The sequence below is a fragment of the Streptomyces sp. NPDC059080 genome, assembly GCF_042739975.1.
Taxonomy (GTDB): Bacteria; Actinomycetota; Actinomycetes; order Streptomycetales; family Streptomycetaceae; genus Streptomyces; species Streptomyces benahoarensis.
In genome coordinates, this window is the sequence record NZ_JBHYGX010000016.1 from 44377 (window position 1) to 64568 (window position 20192).

Sequence of the window (20192 nt, forward strand, 5' to 3'; positions counted from 1 at the left end):
CCTCACAGCCGTTCGATGATCGTCACGTTGGCCTGGCCGCCGCCCTCGCACATGGTCTGGAGGCCGAACCGGCCGCCGGTGCGCTCCAGTTCGTGCAGGAGCGTGGTCATCAGCTTCGCGCCGGTGGCGCCGAGGGGGTGGCCCAGGGCGATGGCGCCGCCGTTGACGTTGACCTTCGCCGGGTCGGCGCCGGTCTCCCGCAGCCAGGCGAGGACCACGGAGGCGAACGCCTCGTTGATCTCCACCAGATCGATGTCGTCCATCGTCAGCCCGGCCCTGCGCAGCGCGTACGCGGTGGCCGGGATCGGCGCGGAGAGCATCCGGATCGGGTCCTCGCCGCGCACCGACAGGTGGTGGACGCGGGCGCGCGGCGTCAGCCCGTGGTCGCGGACGGCGCGTGCGGAGGCGATGAGGAGGGCGGCGGCACCGTCGGAGATCTGGGAGGCGAGGGCGGCGGTGAGCCGGCCGCCCTCGGTCAGCGGGGCCAGCGCCGCCATCTTCGCGAGGCTGGTGTCGCGGCGCGGGCCCTCGTCGGTGGTGACGGCGCCGTACGGCACGGTTTCGCGGTCGAAGCGGCCCTCGTCGAGGGCGCGGGCGGCCCGCCGGTGCGAGCGGAGCGCGAACTCCTCCATCTCCTCGCGGCCGATGTCCCACTGCGCGGCGATGAGTTCGGCGCCGTGGAACTGGTCGACGGGCCGGTTCCCGTACCGCTCGCGCCAGCCCGTCGATCCGGCGTAGGGACCCTCCGTGAATCCCAGCGGTTCGGCCGCCCGGCGGCTGGCGAAGGCGATCGGGATCTGCGACATGCTCTGGACGCCGCCCGCGACGACCAGGTCCTGGGTGCCGGAGAGCACGCCCTGCGCGGCGAAGTGGACGGCCTGCTGGGAGGAGCCGCACTGCCGGTCGACGGTCACGCCCGGCACCTCCTCGGGCAGTCCGGCCGCCAGCCAGCAGGTGCGGGCGATGTCCGCCGCCTGCGGTCCGACGGTGTCCACGCAGCCGAACACGACGTCCTCCACGGCGGCCGGGTCCACGCCCGAGCGCGCCATCAGGGCCGTCAGCACCTGCGCCCCGAGGTCCGCCGGGTGGACGGCGGACAGCCCGCCGCCGCGTCGGCCGACGGGGGTGCGGACCGCTTCGACGAGATACGCCTCGGGCATCGGGGGCTCCTCAGGGAAGGTGCGTCAGGGGGTGCGCTCCCCGAGGGCGATGCCGTCGAGCACCATCGAGAGGTACTGCCGGGCGATCTCGTCGGGGCTGTGCAGTCCGCCCGGCCGGTACCACGACGCGGCGACCCAGACGGTGTCGCGGACGAAGCGGTAGGTGAGGCGGATGTCCAGGTCGGCGCGGAAGACGCCGTCGGCGACGCCGCGCTCCAGGGTGCCCAGCCACGCCTTCTCGAACTTCCGCTGCGAGTCGGCGAGATAGGTGAACCGGGGCTGGACGGAGAGGTGGCGGGACTCCTTCTGATAGATGGCGACCGCCGCGTGGTGCCGGTCGATCTCCCGGAACGACTCGGTGACCAGCGCCTCGATGGTCTCCCGGGGGCCGAGCCCGGCGGCCAGGACGGCGCCGTAGCCCGCCCACAGCTCGTCGAGGAAGGTGGAGAGGATCTCGTCGAGCATCGACTCCTTGGAGTCGAAGTGGTAGTAGAGGCTCCCCGCCAGCATCCCGGCCGCGTCGGCGATCTTGCGGACGGTGGTGGCGTTGTACCCCTGCGCGGCGAACACGTCGGCGGCCACGCCGAGCAGTTCCCGGCGCCGCGCGGGCGAGGGGGTCATCGTCTTCTTCTTGCCGCTGTCGGGCGCATTGCTTTTCGGCACACCGCCATTGTCGTCCCCCGCCCGCGCGGCGACGGGACCGGGCCGGGCCGGGAGGCGTACGGAGCGGGGCGGACGGTCCGGCGTGGGGCGGCCCGCGGGCCGGTGAGCGGATCCGGGCGCCGTGCGGCACCCGTCACGGCCGGGCCTCCCGGGGCAGTCCCAGCACCCGCTCGGCGATGATGTTCCGCTGGATCTCGTTGGAGCCGCCGTAGAGCGTGTCGGCGCGGGAGAAGAGGAACAGCCGCTGCCACTCGTCGAGGTCGTACGGCGCCCCGGCGGCCAGCGTCCCGTCCGCGCCGCGGATCTCCATGGCGAGTTCGCCCAGGTCACGGTGGAAGGTCGCCCAGTAGATCTTGCCGAGGGACGCCTCCGGGCCCGGCGCCCCGGCGGCGGCGCCCTCCAGCATCCGCAGGGCGTTGCCGCGGATGGTCTCCAGGCCGATCCAGGAGCGGGTGAGCCGGTCGCGGATCAACGGGTCGCGGGCCGCGCCGGTGCGGACCGCGAGGGCGGCCAGCGCCTCCCATTCGCGGCGGAAGCCGACCTGCTGCCCCAGGGTGGAGACGCCGCGTTCGAAGCCGAGGGTGGCCATCGCCACCGCCCAGCCGCCGCCCTCCTCGCCGACGAGGTTCCCGGCGTCGGTGCGGGCGCCGTCGAACAGCACCTCATTGAACTCCGCGGTGCCGGTGAGCTGGGTGATCGGCCGGATCTCGACGCCGTCCCGATCCAGCGGCACCAGGAGGTAGGACAGGCCCCGGTGGCGGGTGGACCCCGGCTCCGTACGGGCCAGGACGAAGCACCACCGGGACTCGTGGGCCAGCGAGGTCCAGATCTTGCGGCCGGTGAGCACCCATGCGTCGCCGTCCCGCTCGGCGCGGGTGCGGACCGCGGCCAGGTCGGATCCGGCGTCGGGTTCGCTGTAGCCCTGGCACCACAGTTCGTCGACGGCGGCGATGGCCGGAAGGAAGCGGGCGCGCTGTTCCGGTGTGCCGAACGCCATCAGGGTCGGGCCGACCAGCTGTTCGCCGATGTGGTTGACCCGGGCGGGCGCGCCGGACTCCGCGTACTCCTCGTGGAAGGCGACCTGCTCCTCCAGGGTGGCGCCGCGGCCGCCGTACTCCTCGGGCCAGCCGACGCAGGTCCACCCGGCGGCGGCCATATGGCGCTCCCAGGCGAGCCGTTCGGCGAACGCCTCGTGCTCCCGGCCCGGCCCGCCGAGGCCGCGCAGCTCCGCGAACGCGCCGCTGAGCTGCGCGTCCAGCCAGGTCCGCGCCCGTGTCCGGAACTCCTCCACCGCGCTCATCTGCCGGCTCCCCCACGGATCTCGACGGCCACCGGCCGGTACGTTAACCTACCAAACACTTGTTAGGGAAGGAGGGCGGATGTCCACTGCCCCGACGGAGCCGGTCCGCTACGAAACCAGGGGCCCGGTGGCCCTGATCACCATGGACCGCCCCGCCTACCGCAACGCCCAGAACTCCGCGATGACCTACGCGCTGGACCGGGCCTTCTACCGTGCCACCGACGACGACGCGGTCGGCACGGTCGTCCTCGCCGGGGCGGGCGCGCACTTCTCGGCCGGTCACGACATCGGCACCCCGGAACGCGACGCCCACCTCCCGTTCGACCGCGCGGCCGGACTGTGGTGGGACCACTCGGACAAAAAGGGCGCCGAGAGTCGCTACGCCCGCGAGTCCGAGGTCTACCTCGGCATGTGCCGACGGTGGCGGGAGCTGCCCAAACCGGTGCTCGCCTGCGTCCAGGGCGCCTGTGTGGCGGGCGGGCTGATGCTGGCCTGGATCTGCGACCTGATCATCGCCGCCGAGGACGCGTTCTTCGCCGACCCGGTGGTCCGGATGGGCATCCCCGGCGTCGAATACTTCGCCCATCCCTGGGTGATGCCGCCGCGTATCGCCAAGGAATTCCTCTACACCGGCGACCGGATGAGCGCCGCCCGCGCCTACGAGCTGGGCATGGTCAACCGCGTCGTCCCCCGCGACCAACTCCTCGACCACACCGTGGAGTTGGCGACCCGGATCGCCGGTCAGCCGCGGATGGGACTGGCGCTGACCAAGCGGGCGGTCAACCAGGCCGAGGACCTCCAGGGCCTGCACACCGGCCTCGACTCCGTCTTCGGACTGCACCACCTCGCGCACGCGCACAACGCCGAGACCTCCCGGGACGCGCTCGGCGGCATGGACATCCGCGCCATGAAGGAGGCCGGATCCTGATGGATCTCGATCTCACCGCGGCGCAGCGCGCGTTCCGCGACGAGGCACGCGCCTGGCTCGCGGATCACGTCCCCCCATCGCCGCTGCCGTCCCTGGAGACGGCCGAGGGGTTCGCCGCCCACCGCGCCTGGGAGCGGACGCTGGGCGCCGGACGCTGGTCGGCGGTGTCCTGGCCCGAGCGGTACGGCGGCCGGGGCGCGGGCATCGCCGCATGGCTGCTCTTCGAGGAGGAGTACCACGCGGCGGGCGCCCCCGGCCGGGTCGCGCAGAACGGCGTCAACCTCCTCGCCCCCACCCTGCTGGAACACGGCACCGACGCCCAGCGCGCGCGGATCCTGCCGCCGATGGCGCGCGGCGAGGTGATCTGGGCGCAGGCGTGGTCGGAGCCGGAGGCCGGATCGGACCTGGCCGCGCTGCGCTCGACGGCGACCCGTACCGACGGCGGCTGGCTGCTCGACGGGCAGAAGACCTGGTCGTCCCGGGCCGCCTTCGCCGACCGCGCCTTCGGCCTCTTCCGCAGCGACCGCGGCGACCGCCCGCACCACGGCCTGACGTATCTGATGTTCCCGCTGGACGCGCCCGGCGTGACGGTCCGGCCGATCGGCCGCCTCGACGGCAAGCCCGCCTTCGCCGAACTCTTCCTGGACGGCGTCTTCGTCCCCGACGAGGACGTCATCGGTGCGCCCGGCGACGGCTGGCGCGTCGCGATGTCCACCGCCGGGAACGAACGCGGGCTGACGCTGCGCAGCCCCGGCCGGTTCACCGCCGCCGCACACCGGCTGACCGCCCTGTGGCGCGAGCGCGGCGCCCCGGACGACACGGCGCTGCGCGACCGGGTCGCCGACGCGGTCATCGGCGCCGAGGCGTACCGCCTGTTCACCCATGCGGCCGCCGCCCGGCTCGCCGCCGGGGAGCCGATCGGCGCGGAGTCCAGCCTGAACAAGGTCTTCTGGTCGGAGCTGGATCTCGCGCTGCACGAGACCGCACTCGATCTGCTCGGCCCGTACGGCGCACTCGCCGACGACGCCGACGAGGCGCCCGGGCACGGCCGTTGGGCGGAGGGATACGTCTTCGCGCTCGCCGGTCCGCTCTACGCGGGCACCAACGAGATCCAGCGCGACATCATCGCCGAGCGGCTGCTCGGCCTGCCGAAGGGACGACGCTGATGCGGTTCCTCCTCGACCGCGAGCAGCGGGAGTTCGCCCGGACGCTGGACACCATGCTCGGCGCGGCGGACACCCCCGCGGCGGTACGGGCCTGGGCGGCCGGCGATCCGGGGCCCGGCCGCGCCCTCTGGGGGAAGCTCGCCGCCGCTGGGGTGTTCGCTCTCGTTGTCCCCGAACGCGACGGCGGCCTGGGCCCGCACCCCGTTGAACTGGCCGCTGCCTTTGTGGAGTTGGGGCGCCATGCGGTGCCGGGCCCGCTCGTCGAGACGGTCGCGGCGGCGACGCTGCTGGCCGCCTTGGACGCCCCCGCGGGCGGTCCGGGCCGGGCCGTTTCCCGCCCCGGCGGCGACCCGGCCGGCCTCCTCCCCCGTATCGCGGCCGGGCACTCCCTCGTCTCCCTCTGTCTCCTCTCCCCGGCCCAGCCGTACGCACTGGACGCCGACGCGGCCGACGCGGTGCTGGTCGTCGAGGGGGACGCGCTGCGACGGGCGGAGTCCGCGGGCCCCGTGCAGCGCTCCGCCGATCCGGCGCGGCGGCTGGCCCGGCCGGGCCCGGGGCCCGTCCTCGCGCGCGGGCCGCGGGTGCGGGCGGCGGCGGACCGGGCGGCCGATGTGGCGGCGCTGGCGACCGCCGCCCAGGCACTGGGGCTGGGCCGCGCGCTGCTCGACGCGACCGTCGGGTACGTCCGCGACCGGAGGCAGTTCGGCGTGCCCGTCGGCTCGTTCCAGGCGGTCAAGCACCGGCTGGCCGACACGCTGCTGGGCCTGGAGTTCGCCGAGCCGCTGGTGTACGCGGCGGCGCTCGCCCTGGCGCGGGGCGCGGCGGACGACCGCAGCGTCCCGGCGGCGAAGGTCGCGGCCGGTGAGGCGGCGTACGCGGCGGCCCGCACCGCGCTCCAGCTGCACGGCGCCCTCGGCTACACCGAGGAACCCGACCTGTCCCTGTGGATCCGCAAGGCCCGCGCGCTGCGCGACGCCTGGGGCACCCCCGCGGCGCACCGCGCCCGCGTCCTGGCCCCATGACGACCGGTCCGGTACGGGAACCGGCACGGGAACCGGCACGGGAACCGGCACGGCGGTATCAGCGAAGGAGTGGACGGTGCGACTGACGGCGGAGCAACGGGAGTTGGGCTCCGCGGTACGCGCGGTGCTCGCCCGGTACGACGGCGCGGACGCCTGGCGGCCGCTGACCGAACAGATCGGCGTCGCGGGGCTCGGCGTCCCCGAGTCGTACGGCGGCACCGGCGGCGGCGCCCGCGAACTCCATGCGGTGCTGACGGAGCTGGGCCGGACGCTGAGCCCCCTGCCGTTCCTCGGCTCGGCGGTCCTGACCACGCAGGCCGTCCTCGCCACCGGGGACGAAAGGGCCCACGCCCGCCTGCTGCCCGGCCTGGCGTCCGGAGCGGTGGTGGGCGCCCTGGCCTGGGCGGAGGACGGATCGTGGGACCCGGCGCGGATCCGGACCGAGGCGGTCGCCGGGCCGGACGGGCGCTGGCGGCTCACCGGCGTCAAGGAACATGTCCTGGACGGCGCCGATGCCGGGCTGCTGCTAGTGGCGGCACGGACGGCGCACGGCGTCGCGCTCTTCGAGATCCCCGCCGACACCCCGCGGGCCCGGCGCGAGGCCCTGGTCCCGCTCGACTCCACACGGGCCCAGGCCCGGGTCGTCCTCGACGGGGCCGAGGGGCGGCTGTTCGGCGCCGACGGCGACGGCACCCGGGTGCTGGCCCACGTTCTGGACCTGGCCGCCACCGCCCTCGCCGCCGAACAGACCGGCGCCGCCGCACACTGCCTGGAACGCACCGTCGCCTACGCCGGGACCCGGCACCAGTTCGGCCGCCCGATCGGCTCCTTCCAGGCGATCAAACACCGGCTGGCCGACGCCTACGTCCAGGTCGAGGCGGCCCGCACCGCCGCCCTGGCCGCCGCCTGCGCCGTGGACGACCGCTCCCCCGCCCTGCCCCGCCTGGCCGCCGCCGCCAAGTCCGCCTGCTCGGAAGCGTTCACGGCAGTGGCCGGCGAAATGCTCCAGCTCCACGGCGGCATCGCCCTCACCTGGGAACACGAAGCCCACCACTACTTCAAACGCGCCTACACCTCCGCCCAGCTCCTGGGCCCCGCCCGCTGGCACCGTGCCCGCCTTGCCGGGGAGCTGGGGTTGACGGGATGACAGGATGACGGGTTCCGCAAGCGGGCGCCGGACTTGTCCTCCGCACACAAATGCCACGTCAAACGCCTTACCACGCAGCTGCGTTGGGCTTCCGCACTCAGACGCACCTTCACCCGTCCCCCCGCGCCTTCGGCGTCCATCACGCCGATAGCCTCCCCCCGAGGGGCCCACCCTCAGACACACCACCAACGGAAGGTGCATTCCATGCGTAAGTTCAGGCGTGTTCTCGTCTCCGCAGCCGTCGTCACGGTGGCGGCGACGGGACCGGTCGCCCTCGGCGCGTCCGCGGCGAGCGCGGCCCAGCCCACCACGGCCTCTGCCACCGCCACCGCCTCCTGCAACGCGCAGGAGCTGCGGGACAAGGGGAACCAGTACAGGCGCCTGGCCCAGGAGGCCGGGGACCGTGCACAGGAAGCGGCCGCCCGCGGCGACATGCAGCAGGCCCACGAATACCAGAATCAGGCACTGAGCTACGACCAGAAGGCACAGGAGTACTTCGACCAGGCCGCACGCTGCCAGGGCTGACGGGCGAACGCCCCGCGGGTCCGCCACCACCGGCGGGCCCGCAGCGGCGGTCCGGGGATCTCCCCGGGCCGCCGTTTTCCGTGTGCGGGCAGGGCGGGTGCGCCGGGTGGCCCCGGACCGCACCACGGCCGCCACCCGTCCGGCCCAGCACGAAGGGGCCACCCGGCGGGCACTGCGCGACGGCGGGCGCCAACGGTCACACGCTCTTCCCGAACGGGGGCTGCACGACCCGCTGCGCCCCGCGGGACGGGCCGTCGCCGCCGCCTCCGGATCTTCCGGACCGTCCGGGCGGCGGAATCCCCGCGTCGCCCCACCGATCGGGCCCGGCTCTTCGATACTGGACGGTGTCGTCCGCCGTCCGGCCGGACCTCGTACGGGGCCGCCGGGACTCACCGCAGGAGGAACCGTTGAAGATGCTCATCAACGTCGCCGAGACCGTCGTGGCGGACGCGCTGCGCGGTATGGCGGCGGCCCATCCCGAGCTGGTCGTGGACGTCGAGAACCGGGTGGTGGTGCGGCGGGACGCGCCGGTGGCCGGGAAGGTCGCGCTGATCTCCGGCGGCGGCAGCGGGCACGAACCGCTGCACGGCGGGTTCGTCGGGCCGGGCATGCTGGACGCGGCGTGTCCCGGGGAGGTGTTCACCTCGCCGGTGCCCGACCAGATGGTGCGGGCGGCGGCCGCCGTGGACAGCGGCGCGGGCGTGCTGTTCCTCGTGAAGAACTACACCGGCGATGTGCTGAACTTCCGGATGGCGGCGGAGCTGGCCGAGGACGAGGGCATCACGGTCGCCAGTGTGCTGGTCGACGACGACGTGGCGGTGACCGACTCGACGTTCACCGCGGGCCGCCGCGGCACCGGCGCCACCCTCTTCGTGGAGAAGATCGCCGGGGCGGCGGCCGAGGAGGGCGCGCCGCTGGAGCGGGTCGAGGCGATCGCCCGGCGGGTCGTCGGGGCGTCCCGCAGCTTCGGGGTGGCGCTCGCCGCCTGCACCACCCCGGCCAAGGGCAGCCCGACCTTCGATCTGCCGCCCGGACAGCTGGAGTTGGGGGTCGGCATCCACGGCGAGCCGGGGCGGGAACGGTGCGCGATGATGACGTCCCGGGAGATCGCCGAGGTCGCGGTGGACGCCGTCCTGGACGATCTGCAACCGGAGTTGCCGGTGCTGGTGCTGGTCAACGGCGCGGGGGCGACGCCGCTGCTGGAGCTGTACGGCTTCGCGGCCGAGGTGCACCGGCGGCTCGCCGACCGTGAGGTGGCGGTGGCCCGTACCCTCGTCGGCGACTATGTGACCTCGCTGGACATGGCGGGCGCTTCGGTGACGCTCTGCCAGGTGGACGGGGAGCTGTTGCGGCTGTGGGACGCGCCGGTGCAGACCGCGGGGCTGCGGTGGGGCCGCTGAGCCGCGTCACCGCCCCGCGCCCGGGCGCCGCCCGGGTGCCCGCATCGCCCGCACCGACCGCACCGACCGCACCGACCGCACCGACCGCACCGCTACGAGCAGAGGAGAGTCACGTGCCCGAAACGGCCCTGGATGCCGCGTTCTTCGTCCGGTGGATGACGGAGGTCGCCGCCGCCGTCGACCGGGAGGCCGGTCACCTCACCGACCTGGACTCCGCGATCGGCGACGCCGACCACGGCAGCAACCTCCGGCGCGGTTTCACCGCCGTGCGCACCCTCGTGGAGAAGGAGCCCCCGGCGACGCCCGGCGCCGTCCTCATGGCCGCGGGGCGGACGCTGGTCTCCACGGTCGGCGGTGCGTCCGGTCCGCTGTACGGCACGCTGCTGCGACGGACGGGCAAAACGCTCGGCGACGCGGAACGGGTCGGCCTGGAGCAGCTGCGGGACGGGCTGCGCGCCGGAGTGGACGCGGTCGGGCAGCTCGGCGGATCGGCGCCGGGCGACAAGACGATGCTGGACGCGCTGGACCCGGCGGTCACGGCGCTGGCGGACGGCTTCGCGGCGGCGGCCGAGGCGGCCGGGCAGGGCGCGCGGGCGACCGTACCGCTCCAGGCCCGTAAGGGGCGCGCCAGCTATCTCGGGGAGCGCAGCATCGGGCACGAGGATCCCGGGGCGGCGTCGTCGGCGCTGCTGTTCGCGGCGCTCGCGGAGGTGGCGCGATGACGGGGCGGGCGGCGGTGGCCGGGACAGTCGGCATCGTGCTGGTGTCGCACAGCGGAACGGTGGCGGAGTCGGTGGCGGCGCTCGCCACCGGGCTGGCGGGCGCCGGGGCGGACGCGCCTGTGGCCCCGGCGGGCGGCACACCGGACGGCGGTCTGGGCACCAGCGCGGAGCTGATCGCCGAGGCGGCGCGTTCGGTGGACGGCGGGGCGGGCGTCGCGCTCCTCGTCGATCTGGGCAGCGCGGTGCTGACCGTGAAGGCGATGCTGGCGGAGGGCGATGAACTGCCCGACGGGGCACGGCTGGTGGACGCGCCTTTCCTGGAGGGCGCGGTGGCCGCCGTGGTCACCGCGTCGACCGGCGCCGGCCTGGCGGCGGTGGCGGCCGCGGCCGGGGAGGCGTACGGGTACCGGAAGGAGTGAGGGGCGCCACCGGCGGAGGTCCGGGGCTTCGAGGAGTGGGGGCGCCGCCATGATGCCGCCCGGGTCGTGGGCGTCGGCCTGGAGTGGGTCTTCCCGCCGAGGAAGTAGTCGTAGATACGGGCCGAGTGGGCCCGGTCCAACCGCAGGTCCACCCCTGATGGGGTGTGGTCGCTCATCGTGTGCAGCCTCCCCTGTCCGGCGGGCCGCCGCACCGGCGACCATGATCGATTGTGGCACCGGGGCGCGCCCCCGCCACGGCCCGCACGGGCCGCGCCGCGGCACCCGGACGGCCGGGGCGCACGCCGGGGCGGACGGCGTGCGCGGGGCGCGCGCGGATGCCTGGCGCCCGCGCCCCGGTCGCGTGCGGTCATATGAATACCTGGTGGCGGATTTCTTGGCCCCCATGCCACAAATGGGTGCACTTTCCTGTTGGTTGGAAGGGAGGGCAACCGTCCTCCCGCCGCTCCCCCGCCGTCTGACGCGCCGGGGACGGCGGTGCACGGCGAACGGAACGAGGACGGCTCGTGAGCGCATACCGGAACCGGCTCCCGCCCGTATCCGCGGGGGCGCACGCCCATCCGGCGGCGGCGCGGCGGAAGGCCACCAGGGCCCGGCGGCCCCCGGTCGCCGCCCGCACCGCACCACCCGCGCGCTCCCCTTTCCCCACCGGCGTACGCGGGGCGTGCCACCGCGCCCGGCAGCGACATACCCGGCGCGCAGGCGAGGGGCATACATGAGCCGGTACGCCGACTCGCGCGTCTTCGTGGCCACGGACACGGATGAGGACACCGAGACGGACCGTCAGCTGTCCTTCTCCTTCGAGGCGTTCCACGCCACCCACGCGCGGAAGTGGCTCACGTACGCCTATCTGCACACCGGGGGATGCGACGCCGCCGTCGAGGTGACCCGCGGCGCCTTCCGCCGGCTGGCCGCCGTGTGGCCGCACGCGCTGCGGCAGGCGTCGGTGGAGGCGTTCGCCTGGGCGCTCCTCAAGGAGTGCGTCGTGGAGTGGCTCTACGACCACCGGCAGCCCACCGCGCTCACCGAGACCGCGGCCTTCGCGGTGGTCACCAAGGCGCTGCTGCGGGAATTCCAGGCGCAGTTCGCGTTACTGGAGAGCCAGTTGGGGCTGTACGCGGCCATCGCCCGGCTGCCGGAGCGGCAGTGCGACGTGATCGTGCTGCGGCATGTCATCGGATACGGCGACGCGCAGATCGCGGCGCTGCTGGGCGTCGACGAGGCCACCGTCCGCTCGCACGCCAGCCGGGGCAGGCGCAGGCTCGCCGCGGCGCTCGGAATGGATCAGGGAAACGCAAGGGGGAACCGGCCATGACCTTCCCGCACGGGACCGGTCGGCGCGACACCGTCGAGGCGCTGCTCGACGCCGCCGCGGCGGTCGCCGACATCGATGGCCTGGAGAGTTTCGGGGAGTTGGACGACCGCGGCGTCCTCGACGGCTTCGGTCTGCTGGACGGCGACGGCCCGGAGGCGGGTGCCACGCCCGGCGTGCCCCCGTCGGTCCTGCCCGAGCGGGGTGCGCCCAGTGCGTATCCCAGTGCGCGGGACGAGGCGACGCACGAGCTGGAGCTGGCGTGTGCGCTGGTGGTGAACGCGGCAGCGGCGGCGGCCAGTCTGGAGCGGCTGGTCGATGAGCACTGCATCGACCCGGAGGGCGCGCTGGTCTTCGCGTGTCTGCTGCACCTCACGGGGCGGAGCGAGGCGGCGTACTTCTGGTGGCACTTCGGTGCCGGAGCGGGCAGCCGGACCGCGGCGTACTGCCTCTATCTGGCGCACCGCCGCAACGGCGACTTCCGGGACGCGGCGTACTGGCGGGAGCAGGCGGCGCACTCCCCCGACGAGGAGCGGCGGCAGATCCCGGCGTTCGACACCCGTCAGCTGCTGCCGGACGCCGCCCGCCACAACCTTCTCGTGCAGTGGCACAGCGGGCTCGCGCCGATGCTGCCGCCCGCGCTGGAGGGCGTGATCAACCGGCTGACGGTGGACGGCGACGACGAGGACTTCGGGGAGATCCCGCGGCCCTCGCCGACGCTGGTACGGGACCTGGGCGGACCCCGCTGACCGGCCGCTCCCGGTTCCGGGCGGGGCCCGGGGGCGGTGCCGTCACAGGAAGGTGACGCCCTGGGCGAGCGGGAGCGCGTCGGAGTAGTTGACGGTGTTGGTGGCGCGGCGCATGTAGCCGCGCCAGGCGTCGGAGCCCGATTCGCGGCCGCCGCCGGTCTCCTTCTCCCCGCCGAACGCGCCGCCGACCTCGGCGCCCGAGGTGCCGATGTTGACGTTGGTGATGCCGCAGTCGGAGCCGTCGGCGGCGAGGAAGCGTTCGGCCTCCCGCTGGTCGCGGGTGAAGATGCTCGCCGAAAGGCCCTGCGGGACCGCGTTGTTGAGGGCGATGGCCTCGTCCAGGGTGCGGTAGGTCAGCGCGTAGAGAACCGGGGCGAAGGTCTCGGTGCGGACGACGGCGGTCTGCCGGTCCATGCGGACCAGCGCCGGGCGGACGTACGCGGCGTCCGGTGCCTCGCCGGTCAGACACGCCTCGCCCCCGGCGAGGACGGTGCCACCGTCGCGGCGGGCGGCGGCCAGCGCCTCGTCCATGGCGTCGCGAGCGGCGCGGTGGACGAGCGGTCCGACGAGGGTGGTGCCGGCGAACGGGTCGCCGACGGTGAGGCCGCGGTACGCGTCGGCGAGGCGCGGCAGCAGGCGGTCGGCGACGTCCTCGTGGACGAGGAGGCGGCGCAGGCTGGTGCAGCGCTGGCCCGCGGTGCCGGCGGCGGCGAAGACGATGCCGCGGAGGGCGAGGTCGAGGTCGGCGGAGGGGGCGACGACGGCGGCGTTGTTGCCGCCCAGTTCCAGCAGGGTCCGGCCGAAGCGGGCGGCGACGCGGGGCGCGACGGCGCGGCCCATCCGCACCGAGCCGGTCGCGCTGACCAGCGCCACCCGGGCGTCGTCGGCGAGGAGCGCGCCGAGGCCGGGGCCGCCGAGCAGCAGGTGGTGCAGGCCGTCCGGCGCACCGGTGTCGGCGGCCGCCCGCGCGAGCAGGGCAGTGCAGGCGAGGGCGGTGAGCGGGGTGAGTTCGGACGGTTTCCAGACGACGGGGTCGCCGCAGACGAGGGCGAGCGCGACGTTCCAGGACCATACGGCGACGGGGAAGTTGAAGGCGGTGATGACGCCGGTGACGCCGAGCGGGTGCCAGGTCTCGCTGAGGCGGTGGCCGGGACGTTCACCGGCGATGGTGCGGCCGTACAGCTGGCGGGAGAGGCCCACGGCGAAGTCACAGATGTCGGTCATCTCGCGGACCTCGCCCAGCGCCTCCGAGCGGATCTTGCCCGCCTCGATGGTCACCAGATCGGCGAGGTCGCTCTGGTGGGCGTCGATCAGCGCGCCGAGCCGTTTGACGAGCGCGCCACGGCGGGGCGCGGGGACGGTCCGCCAGGCGTGGAAGGCGCGGTGGGCGTCGGCGAGCGCGGCGTCCGCCTCGTCGGCTCCGGTGACCGGCAGCGTCCCGAGGATGCCGCCGGTCAGCGGCGTACGGGCGGTGAGCGCGGCGCCGGGCGAGGTGGCGGCGGGATCGAGGGCGGCGGTCGCGCCGCAGCGGGCGAGGGCGGCGGCGGCCCGGTCGCGGAGGGCGTCGGTGGTGGGCAGCGTCCCGGTGGACGGGGCGGTGGGGCGGCTCATGCGGACTCCTCGGAGGTGGTGCCCAGGTCGAGCCCGAGGGCGCGGCGGGCCCGGCGCAGCGTGGTGAAGCTGCGGTCGGCGTAGCGGGCGAACGGGTCGTGGACGGGGCGGTCGAGGGCGGCGGCGAGGCGGTCGGCGTCGTAGGGGGCGGCGGTGCGGTCGGCGTCGCGGGTGGTGTCGCGGGTGGTGTCGCGGGTGGTGTCGCGGGTGAGGTTGGAGCGGAAGATCCCGGCGGCGGAGCGCGGGAGGAAGTCCTCGTAGACGATCGGGTGGGCGGTCAGCCAGCCGTGGTCGAGCAGTCCGGCGAGGTCGTCGGGCGGGCGGCGGCCGTCGCGGGGGCGGGTGAGGGCGGGGGCGTAGGTGAAGAACGCGAGTCCGTCGGCGGCGAGTTGGCGTTCGGTACGGGGGAAGCCGGCCTCCCAGACGGCGCGGGCGGTGGCGGCGTGGTCCGCGGCGCTCCCGCCGGGGTCGGCGGTGCGGTGGTCGGTCTCGGCGGTGAGGGCGTCGTAGCGGGCGCGGCCGGTCCGGGTGAGGGCGATGCCGCGCGCCTCGACCTCGCCGAACCGGACGCGCAGGGTGCCGTCGGTGACGCGGCCGTCCACCTCGCGGAAGGCGCGGGGTTCGGCGAGCGCCCGGAACGACGTCTGGCGCAGCAGGACGTCGGGGCCGTCCCAGCAGGGCGGGCCCTGGATGCGGTCGATCATGGTGATGCCGTGGTCGGTCATCCGCCGGTAGAGGGCGTCGATGTCCAGGACGCGCGGGGTGAGGTGGTTGAGGTGGGTGGTGGTGACCCCGCCGATATCCGCCGCGACGGCGCTGACCTGGGACAACTCCTCGTACCAGGCGCGGTCCACGGGCTCGGCGGAGAGGGCGAACGCCTCGGTGGCGAGGGCGAGGAAGCGGTCGGCGTCCGCGTCGGGCAGGCCGCCGCCGTCCTCGGCGCGGGCGGCCAGGGTGAGGAGTTCGGGCGGGAAGAGGGTCCGGCGGCCGAGGAAGGTGCCGAGGCGGCGCGCCAGATCGGCGTCGAAGAAGCGGCGGTCGTCGGGGGTGAGCAGGGAGGTGAAGACGCGGAACGGGTTGCGTTCCAGCTCCTCGGCGTCGAGGGGGCGGAAGGCGGTGGAGACGACGGGGACGGCGCCGGGGCCGTCGCGCAGATCGTAGAAGCCGACGGGGTGCATGCCGAGGGCGGCGAAGACCGTGGCCGCCTGGTGGAGTTCGTGTGGGGTGCCGACGCGGATGGCGCCGTGCCGTTCGGCGGTGACGCGGTCGAGTCCGCCGAGGTGTCCGGGGTGTCCGTCGCGGCGCACGGTCTCCTCGTTGATCCGCGCGGTCACCTCCAGGAGCGTGGTGTACGCGGGGACCTCCGCGCCGTACACGGCGGACAAGCGGCGGGCGAAGGCGGCGCGCAGCCGCCAGGTGGGGACCATACGAGGGCCTCCGGAGGTGGTGTGGGGCGGTCGGAGAGGTGGTGTGGGGCGGTCAGATGACGTGGGCCTCGGGGCGGGTGGGCGTGGAGCCGTCGAAGCGGGCGGCGGAGAGCGGGGTGACGTCGAGGAACGGGAGGCGGCGCAGGCACAGATCGCGGACGATCTCGCCGACGGCGGGCGCCTGGAGGAAGCCGTGGCCGGAGAAGCCCGTCGCGTACAGGAACCGTCCCTGATGATTCGGGTCGCGGTCCGCCTCGCCGATGAGGGCGTTGCGGTCCGGGGTCATCTCGTAGAGCCCGGCCCAGCCGTCGCGGACCGGGAGGCGGGCGAGGGCGGGGGCGCGGCGGGCCGCGGCGGCGCGGAAGGGGGTGAGCCATTCGCGGGTGAACCTCCGGTCGAAGCCCGGGGGTTGGGCGGGATCGGAGAGGCCGAGGAGGAGGCCGTCGGCGGTGTCGTTGTGGAAGTAGAGGGTGGAGCCGAAGTCGAGGGTGAAGGGGATACGGGGCGGCGCGGGGCGCAGTGGGCCGGTGAGGGCGATCTGACGGCGCAGCGGGGTGACGGGCAGCCGCGCCCCCGCCATCGCGCCGACGGTCGCGGACCAGGCACCGGCGCAGCAGATCAGGACGGGCGTGTGCACCGTGCCGTGCGGGGTGCGGACCGCTTGGCGGCCGGGGGCGGCGGCGGTGTCGACGGCGGTGACCGGGCAGTGGGTGTGGACCTGGGCGCCGAGGCGGCGGGCGGCGCGCAGATAGCCGGTGACGGCGGCTTCCGGGCGGGCGTAGCCGTCGGCGGGTGAGTAGGCGGCGGCGACGAGGGCGTCCGGGTCGGCGTACGGGCACAGGTCGTGGGCCTCACGCGGGGTGATCAGGCGGCTGGGGACGCCGAGGGAGTTCTGCAGCGCGATCCCGGCGGCGAAGAGGTCGCGTTCGGCGGCGTCGCCGAGGAGGAAGAGGTATCCGGCGTGTTCCAGGCCGATGTCGGCGCCGGGGCGGCGGGCGAAGTCGCGCCAGGCATCGAGACTGCGTTGGCCGAGGCGGATGTTGAGCGGATCGGAGAACTGCGCACGGACGCCGCCGAGGGGTTTGCCGGACGAGCCGGATGCGGGGTGGTCACGTTCGAGGAGCACCACGTCTCCGGCGCCCGCCTCGGCGAGGTGGAAGGCGATGCTGGCGCCGATGACGCCGCCGCCGACGATGACGACATCGGCGCGGTCGGGAAGATCGGGCGGTGCGGCTGCGGGGCCCGGGCGGGGCGCCTGGTCCGGGGGCTGGCCTTCGGTCTGGTCTGCGGTGGAAGCCATCGGTTCGCCTTCCCGTCGTCCGGTACCTGGGTGGGTGCGGTGGTGCGGGAGCGGTGCGCCGCCGGGTGGCGCCGCCCGGCGGGCCCGGGCGCGGCGCCGCGGCGCGCTTCCGGGTGTCCCGATGGTGGGGCCCCGGGCGGCCTTACGTCCATGGAGAGTTGCTCCATGTGATCTTTCAGGGGTCCTGCGTGATCGGGCGGACGGCGCGCGCCGGTGGCCGCCTCGGCCCCCTCCCCCGGCGGACGGCGCGCCCGTAGATTGACGCCATGGAACTTCCGGGCCCGCAGCTCAGAACGCTCCTGGAGCTGGCCCGCGGCGCCACGATGACCGCGGCGGCCGCGGCGCTGGGGTACACGCCCGGCGCGGTGTCGCAGCACATCGCCGCGCTGGAGCGGGCCACCGGCGCGGAGCTGGTGCGGCGGACGGGCCGCCGGGTGGAGCTGACCGACGCCGGACGGACCCTCGCGGTGCACGCCGAACGGATCCTCGCGGCGCAGGCGGAGGCGCTGGCGGCGGTGGAGCGCGGGCGGGGCGAGGTCGGCGGGCGGCTGGTGCTGGGGGTGTTCGGCAGCGCGGCGGCGGTGTTGCTGGCACCGGCGCTGCACCGGCTGCGGTCGCGCCATCCGGCGGTACGGGTGGTGAGCCGCGAGGTGGACGTGGACCAGGCGTACGCGGAGGTGTGCGCGGGGCGGGTCGATCTGGCGCTGGGGCTTGACTATCCGGACGCGCCGCTGCCGCGCGACGGCAAGGTGGAGCTGGTGCGGCTGCGGACCGAGCGGTTCGCGCTGGCGCTACCGGCCGGGTGCCCGCCCCGGGAGGCGGCGCGCGGCGCGCTGCGGCTGGCCCGGGCGGCGGAACTGGCATGGATCCTTCCCGCGCCCGCGTCGCACTACGGGCGGGCGGTGCGCACCGCGTGCCGCCGCGCCGGGTTCGAGCCGCGGGTGGCGCACGAGGTCACCGACACGGCGACCTCACTGGCGATGGTCGCGGCGGGGCTGGGCGTGGCGCCGGTGACGGATCTGATGCTGCGGCTGCGGTCGGAGGGCGTCACCGTGGTGCCGCTGACGGACGCGCTGGAACGGCATCTCGTGGTGGCGGTGGACGCGGTGGCCCGGCGGCGTCCGCCGGTCGCGGCGCTGATCAGGGCGTTGGGCGAGGGGGCGGTGCCGGAGGGCGTGGTGGGGTTCCGGGCGGCGGACGGGCCGGGTGGCGCGGTGGCGTTCCCGGACTCGGGCGGGGCGAACGGCGCGCCCCGGGCCTCTGGCGCGGGCTCCACGGACGGCGCGCCGCCTTCCCCGGCCCCGGGAGTACCGGAGGAGATCCCAGGGCGCGGTGCCGACGGTCGTACGGACAGGCCGGCCGGTACCGCGGCCGGCGACGGCTACGAACGCGCCGCAGCCCCCTGAGCCGCCGTCATCCGCCCCCGTACCGGGGCGTTATGCGTCCCGATCGCCGCCGCGAAGGCGCTCGCATCGCCGGAGCGGGCCGCGTCGACGATCGCGCGGTCCGGCGGACGCGGAGCGGGGCCCGCGGTCAGGCGGGGGCCGGGCCGCCGGTGTGCGGTTCCCGGTCCGTGGCGTCGGGTGTCTGCGGGTCGTCCGGCTCCGGGGGCCAGACGGGGCGGCTGGCGTGCGGGACGGCCGTCAGGGCGTGGCCGACGGTCGGGAAGCAGGAGAAGACGCCGAGCGACTGGGTGCCCACCAGCAGGCGCAGCATCCGCACGCCCAGGGAGGCGAGGAGGAGGCGGCCCTCCAGGCGGCGGCAGAGCCATTCCAGGGCGAGCAGGCAGCTCAGGCCGCGGGAGTCGCAGAACCGCAGCGCGGTCAGATCGAGCACGAGGAAGCGGTGTCCGGCCGAGACGACGGACCGGGCCTCGGCGAGAAATGCCTGCTCGGTGCGGAGGTCCAGCTCCCCCGTGACACGCAGCACCGCGCACTCGTCCGCCTGGACGAGTGCCGTGACCGCCAGCGACCGCATATCCGCACTCATGCCGTCCAGCGTAAGCGGCCCAGCGGTGGGCCTCGCCGCCGCGGCCGGGAGCGCGCCCGGGGCGTGGCCCGGCGGGCGGGCCGGTGTGCAGCGGTGCGGGCGGGTACTCCGCCGCCGCTCAGGGCCGTTGCGGGGGCGTACCGAACCCCTCGCACGAGTGATCATCCGGGACCCTGGATGATCTTTTGCGGTCATTCGGGAGCGATTCGGTCAGCCGGTCCGGCCGGAATTCGCCGGGGTCCGCGCGCCCGCAGATGTCTGCGGACCGCCCGGAGCGGTCAAACGGGCAGCCATCGGATCGCAAGGCTGTCACGGAGCGGAAAAGTGCGGGCGGAAGCGGGCAACTTTTCTCTCCCTGCGGGCAACGAGACGCCCCTGATCGGTTGCTATAAACCTCAGGCGGGCAGAAACGGGCAGGTCTATGACCGAACGGATCGGCGCGCGCCCCCTGATCCGTGCCCGAGCGGGCCGACCGTACAGCGCAGGAGAGAGCTATGAGGGCCGAGGAACGCCAGCACCGGATCCTCGTGCTCGCCCGGCAGACCGGCCGGGTGGAGGTCGCCGACGCCGCCGAGGAGTTCGCCGTCGCCCGGGAGACCGTACGGCGGGACCTGAGCGAGCTGGAGCGGCGCGGCCTGGTGCGGCGCACCCACGGCGCCGCCTACCCGGTCGAGAGCGCGGGCTTCGAGACGACGCTGGCGCGCCGGGAGACCCAGCAGGTTCCCGAGAAACGCCGGATCGCAGCGGCCGCGGCACAGCTGCTCGGCGAGGCGGAGACGGTCTTCGTCGACGAGGGGTACACCCCGGAGCTGGTCGCCGGGCTGCTCCCGGCCGACCGGCCGCTGACCGTGATCACCCCGTCGCTGCGCACCGCGTCCCTGGTGTCGGCCAACGAGTCCACGACCGTGCTGCTGGCCGGTGGCCGGGTCCGTGGCGGGACGCAGGCGACCGTCGGCTCCTGGGCGCGGGACATGCTCGCCCGGTTCGTCATCGATCTGGCGTTCCTCGGCGCCAACGGCATCTCCCGCGAACGCGGACTGACCACGCCCGATCCGGCGGTCGCCGAGGTCAAGGAGCAGGCCGTGCGGTCCTCGCGGCGACGGGTGCTGGTGGGGGTGCACAGCAAGTTCGGGGCGAGCAGCTTCTGCCGGTTCGCGGAGATCGGGGACGTGCACACCGTCATCACCGACGCCGGGCTGTCCGCGCCGGAGGCCCACCGCTACTCCCTCCTGGGGCCGCAGGTGCTCCGGGTCTGACCCGGGCGGGCCGCGCCCGGCACCGCCGCCTCCGTCCGCCGCCTCCGTCCGCCGCCGCGGCCCGCCGGCCGCCCCTCG

General features: G+C 75.1%; 19 protein-coding genes. 12 read left to right on the top strand and 7 right to left on the bottom strand.

Going from position 1 to position 20192, the window contains the following annotated elements; all coding sequences use genetic code 11:
• Positions 1 to 2 precede the first annotated feature (2 nt).
• From ACFWWQ_RS15470 to ACFWWQ_RS15480, 3 genes are all read right to left on the bottom strand, one after another.
• On the bottom strand, positions 3 to 1160 hold the full coding sequence (locus ACFWWQ_RS15470; RefSeq protein ID WP_384596020.1) for an acetyl-CoA C-acetyltransferase: 1158 nt from the start codon (positions 1158 to 1160) through the stop codon (positions 3 to 5).
• A gap of 24 nt (positions 1161 to 1184) precedes the next feature.
• Positions 1185 to 1781, bottom strand: coding sequence for a TetR/AcrR family transcriptional regulator (locus ACFWWQ_RS15475; RefSeq protein ID WP_384596264.1), 597 nt, complete (start codon positions 1779 to 1781; stop codon positions 1185 to 1187).
• 175 nt (positions 1782 to 1956) lie between these two features.
• Positions 1957 to 3123, bottom strand: a complete 1167-nt coding sequence (locus ACFWWQ_RS15480; RefSeq protein ID WP_384596023.1) for an acyl-CoA dehydrogenase family protein — start codon at positions 3121 to 3123, stop codon at positions 1957 to 1959.
• A 79-nt stretch (positions 3124 to 3202) separates the two neighbouring features.
• Here ACFWWQ_RS15480 and ACFWWQ_RS15485 point away from each other — a divergent pair, with 79 nt between their 5' ends.
• From ACFWWQ_RS15485 to ACFWWQ_RS15530, 10 genes are all read left to right on the top strand, one after another.
• On the top strand, positions 3203 to 4051 hold the full coding sequence (locus tag ACFWWQ_RS15485) for an enoyl-CoA hydratase (protein WP_384596026.1): 849 nt from the start codon (positions 3203 to 3205) through the stop codon (positions 4049 to 4051).
• Positions 4051 to 5217, top strand: coding sequence for an acyl-CoA dehydrogenase family protein (locus ACFWWQ_RS15490; protein ID WP_384596029.1), 1167 nt, complete (start codon positions 4051 to 4053; stop codon positions 5215 to 5217). The genes ACFWWQ_RS15485 and ACFWWQ_RS15490 overlap by 1 nt, the downstream gene beginning before the upstream one ends.
• Positions 5217 to 6239: an acyl-CoA dehydrogenase family protein gene (locus ACFWWQ_RS15495; RefSeq protein WP_384596032.1), complete on the top strand. Its 1023-nt coding sequence runs from the start codon at positions 5217 to 5219 to the stop codon at positions 6237 to 6239. Before ACFWWQ_RS15490 ends, ACFWWQ_RS15495 begins: the two co-directional genes overlap by 1 nt.
• Positions 6240 to 6315: 76 nt before the next feature.
• Positions 6316 to 7386, top strand: coding sequence for an acyl-CoA dehydrogenase family protein (locus ACFWWQ_RS15500; protein ID WP_384596035.1), 1071 nt, complete (start codon positions 6316 to 6318; stop codon positions 7384 to 7386).
• Positions 7387 to 7590: 204 nt separating this feature from the next.
• The gene (locus ACFWWQ_RS15505; RefSeq protein ID WP_384596038.1) at positions 7591 to 7911 is read left to right on the top strand and encodes a hypothetical protein; all 321 of its coding nucleotides are present in this window, start codon (positions 7591 to 7593) and stop codon (positions 7909 to 7911) included.
• Between the two features lie 407 nt (positions 7912 to 8318).
• Entirely contained in the window at positions 8319 to 9311 is a 993-nt protein-coding gene (gene dhaK, locus ACFWWQ_RS15510) for a dihydroxyacetone kinase subunit DhaK (protein ID WP_384596041.1), read from the top strand.
• Between the two features lie 113 nt (positions 9312 to 9424).
• Positions 9425 to 10033 (top strand): dihydroxyacetone kinase subunit DhaL, encoded by a 609-nt coding sequence (gene dhaL / locus ACFWWQ_RS15515; protein ID WP_384596044.1) that lies wholly within the window; start codon positions 9425 to 9427, stop codon positions 10031 to 10033.
• The gene (locus ACFWWQ_RS15520; protein ID WP_384596047.1) at positions 10030 to 10452 is read left to right on the top strand and encodes a PTS-dependent dihydroxyacetone kinase phosphotransferase subunit DhaM; all 423 of its coding nucleotides are present in this window, start codon (positions 10030 to 10032) and stop codon (positions 10450 to 10452) included. The genes dhaL and ACFWWQ_RS15520 overlap by 4 nt, the downstream gene beginning before the upstream one ends.
• Positions 10453 to 11185: 733 nt before the next feature.
• Positions 11186 to 11785 carry an RNA polymerase sigma factor gene (locus ACFWWQ_RS15525; protein ID WP_384596050.1) on the top strand — a complete coding sequence of 200 codons (600 nt, stop codon included), beginning with the start codon at positions 11186 to 11188 and terminating at the stop codon, positions 11783 to 11785.
• Positions 11782 to 12531, top strand: coding sequence for a hypothetical protein (locus ACFWWQ_RS15530; protein ID WP_384596054.1), 750 nt, complete (start codon positions 11782 to 11784; stop codon positions 12529 to 12531). The genes ACFWWQ_RS15525 and ACFWWQ_RS15530 overlap by 4 nt, the downstream gene beginning before the upstream one ends.
• A gap of 42 nt (positions 12532 to 12573) precedes the next feature.
• Here the strand turns inward: ACFWWQ_RS15530 and ACFWWQ_RS15535 are convergent, their stop codons facing one another.
• From ACFWWQ_RS15535 to ACFWWQ_RS15545, 3 genes are read right to left on the bottom strand one after another with little or no spacing between them, the layout of a single operon-like run.
• Entirely contained in the window at positions 12574 to 14142 is a 1569-nt protein-coding gene (locus ACFWWQ_RS15535; RefSeq protein WP_384596057.1) for an aldehyde dehydrogenase family protein, read from the bottom strand.
• Positions 14139 to 15569, bottom strand: a complete 1431-nt coding sequence (locus ACFWWQ_RS15540; protein WP_384596060.1) for a 2-oxoadipate dioxygenase/decarboxylase family protein — start codon at positions 15567 to 15569, stop codon at positions 14139 to 14141. Before ACFWWQ_RS15540 ends, ACFWWQ_RS15535 begins: the two co-directional genes overlap by 4 nt.
• Before the next feature lie 52 nt (positions 15570 to 15621).
• Complete coding sequence (locus tag ACFWWQ_RS15545; protein ID WP_384596063.1) at positions 15622 to 16869, bottom strand: NAD(P)/FAD-dependent oxidoreductase; 1248 nt, start codon at positions 16867 to 16869, stop codon at positions 15622 to 15624.
• 266 nt (positions 16870 to 17135) lie between these two features.
• Between ACFWWQ_RS15545 and ACFWWQ_RS15550 the strand changes: the two genes are divergently transcribed.
• Entirely contained in the window at positions 17136 to 18275 is a 1140-nt protein-coding gene (locus ACFWWQ_RS15550) for a LysR family transcriptional regulator (protein ID WP_384596067.1), read from the top strand.
• A 127-nt stretch (positions 18276 to 18402) separates the two neighbouring features.
• On the opposite strand, the gene ACFWWQ_RS15555 is transcribed toward ACFWWQ_RS15550, so the two are convergent.
• Positions 18403 to 18858, bottom strand: coding sequence for an STAS domain-containing protein (locus tag ACFWWQ_RS15555; protein WP_384596070.1), 456 nt, complete (start codon positions 18856 to 18858; stop codon positions 18403 to 18405).
• Positions 18859 to 19352: 494 nt separating this feature from the next.
• Here ACFWWQ_RS15555 and ACFWWQ_RS15560 point away from each other — a divergent pair, with 494 nt between their 5' ends.
• On the top strand, positions 19353 to 20114 hold the full coding sequence (locus tag ACFWWQ_RS15560; protein WP_384596073.1) for a DeoR/GlpR family DNA-binding transcription regulator: 762 nt from the start codon (positions 19353 to 19355) through the stop codon (positions 20112 to 20114).
• The last annotated feature ends 78 nt before the right edge of the window (positions 20115 to 20192 follow it).

Excerpts from the sequence above, each read along its gene's own strand:
- ACFWWQ_RS15470 (WP_384596020.1), bottom strand. The coding sequence starts at position 1,160 with ATGCCCGAGGCGTATCTCGTCGAAGCGGTCCGCACCCCCGTCGGCCGA.
- ACFWWQ_RS15475 (WP_384596264.1), bottom strand. The coding sequence starts at position 1,781 with ATGACCCCCTCGCCCGCGCGGCGCCGGGAACTGCTCGGCGTGGCCGCC.
- ACFWWQ_RS15480 (WP_384596023.1), bottom strand. The coding sequence starts at position 3,123 with ATGAGCGCGGTGGAGGAGTTCCGGACACGGGCGCGGACCTGGCTGGAC.
- ACFWWQ_RS15485 (WP_384596026.1), top strand. The coding sequence starts at position 3,203 with ATGTCCACTGCCCCGACGGAGCCGGTCCGCTACGAAACCAGGGGCCCG.
- ACFWWQ_RS15490 (WP_384596029.1), top strand. The coding sequence starts at position 4,051 with ATGGATCTCGATCTCACCGCGGCGCAGCGCGCGTTCCGCGACGAGGCA.
- ACFWWQ_RS15495 (WP_384596032.1), top strand. The coding sequence starts at position 5,217 with ATGCGGTTCCTCCTCGACCGCGAGCAGCGGGAGTTCGCCCGGACGCTG.
- ACFWWQ_RS15505 (WP_384596038.1), top strand. The coding sequence starts at position 7,591 with ATGCGTAAGTTCAGGCGTGTTCTCGTCTCCGCAGCCGTCGTCACGGTG.
- ACFWWQ_RS15520 (WP_384596047.1), top strand. The coding sequence starts at position 10,030 with ATGACGGGGCGGGCGGCGGTGGCCGGGACAGTCGGCATCGTGCTGGTG.
- ACFWWQ_RS15525 (WP_384596050.1), top strand. The coding sequence starts at position 11,186 with ATGAGCCGGTACGCCGACTCGCGCGTCTTCGTGGCCACGGACACGGAT.
- ACFWWQ_RS15530 (WP_384596054.1), top strand. The coding sequence starts at position 11,782 with ATGACCTTCCCGCACGGGACCGGTCGGCGCGACACCGTCGAGGCGCTG.
- ACFWWQ_RS15535 (WP_384596057.1), bottom strand. The coding sequence starts at position 14,142 with ATGAGCCGCCCCACCGCCCCGTCCACCGGGACGCTGCCCACCACCGAC.
- ACFWWQ_RS15540 (WP_384596060.1), bottom strand. The coding sequence starts at position 15,569 with ATGGTCCCCACCTGGCGGCTGCGCGCCGCCTTCGCCCGCCGCTTGTCC.
- ACFWWQ_RS15545 (WP_384596063.1), bottom strand. The coding sequence starts at position 16,869 with ATGGCTTCCACCGCAGACCAGACCGAAGGCCAGCCCCCGGACCAGGCG.
- ACFWWQ_RS15550 (WP_384596067.1), top strand. The coding sequence starts at position 17,136 with ATGGAACTTCCGGGCCCGCAGCTCAGAACGCTCCTGGAGCTGGCCCGC.
- ACFWWQ_RS15555 (WP_384596070.1), bottom strand. The coding sequence starts at position 18,858 with ATGAGTGCGGATATGCGGTCGCTGGCGGTCACGGCACTCGTCCAGGCG.
- ACFWWQ_RS15560 (WP_384596073.1), top strand. The coding sequence starts at position 19,353 with ATGAGGGCCGAGGAACGCCAGCACCGGATCCTCGTGCTCGCCCGGCAG.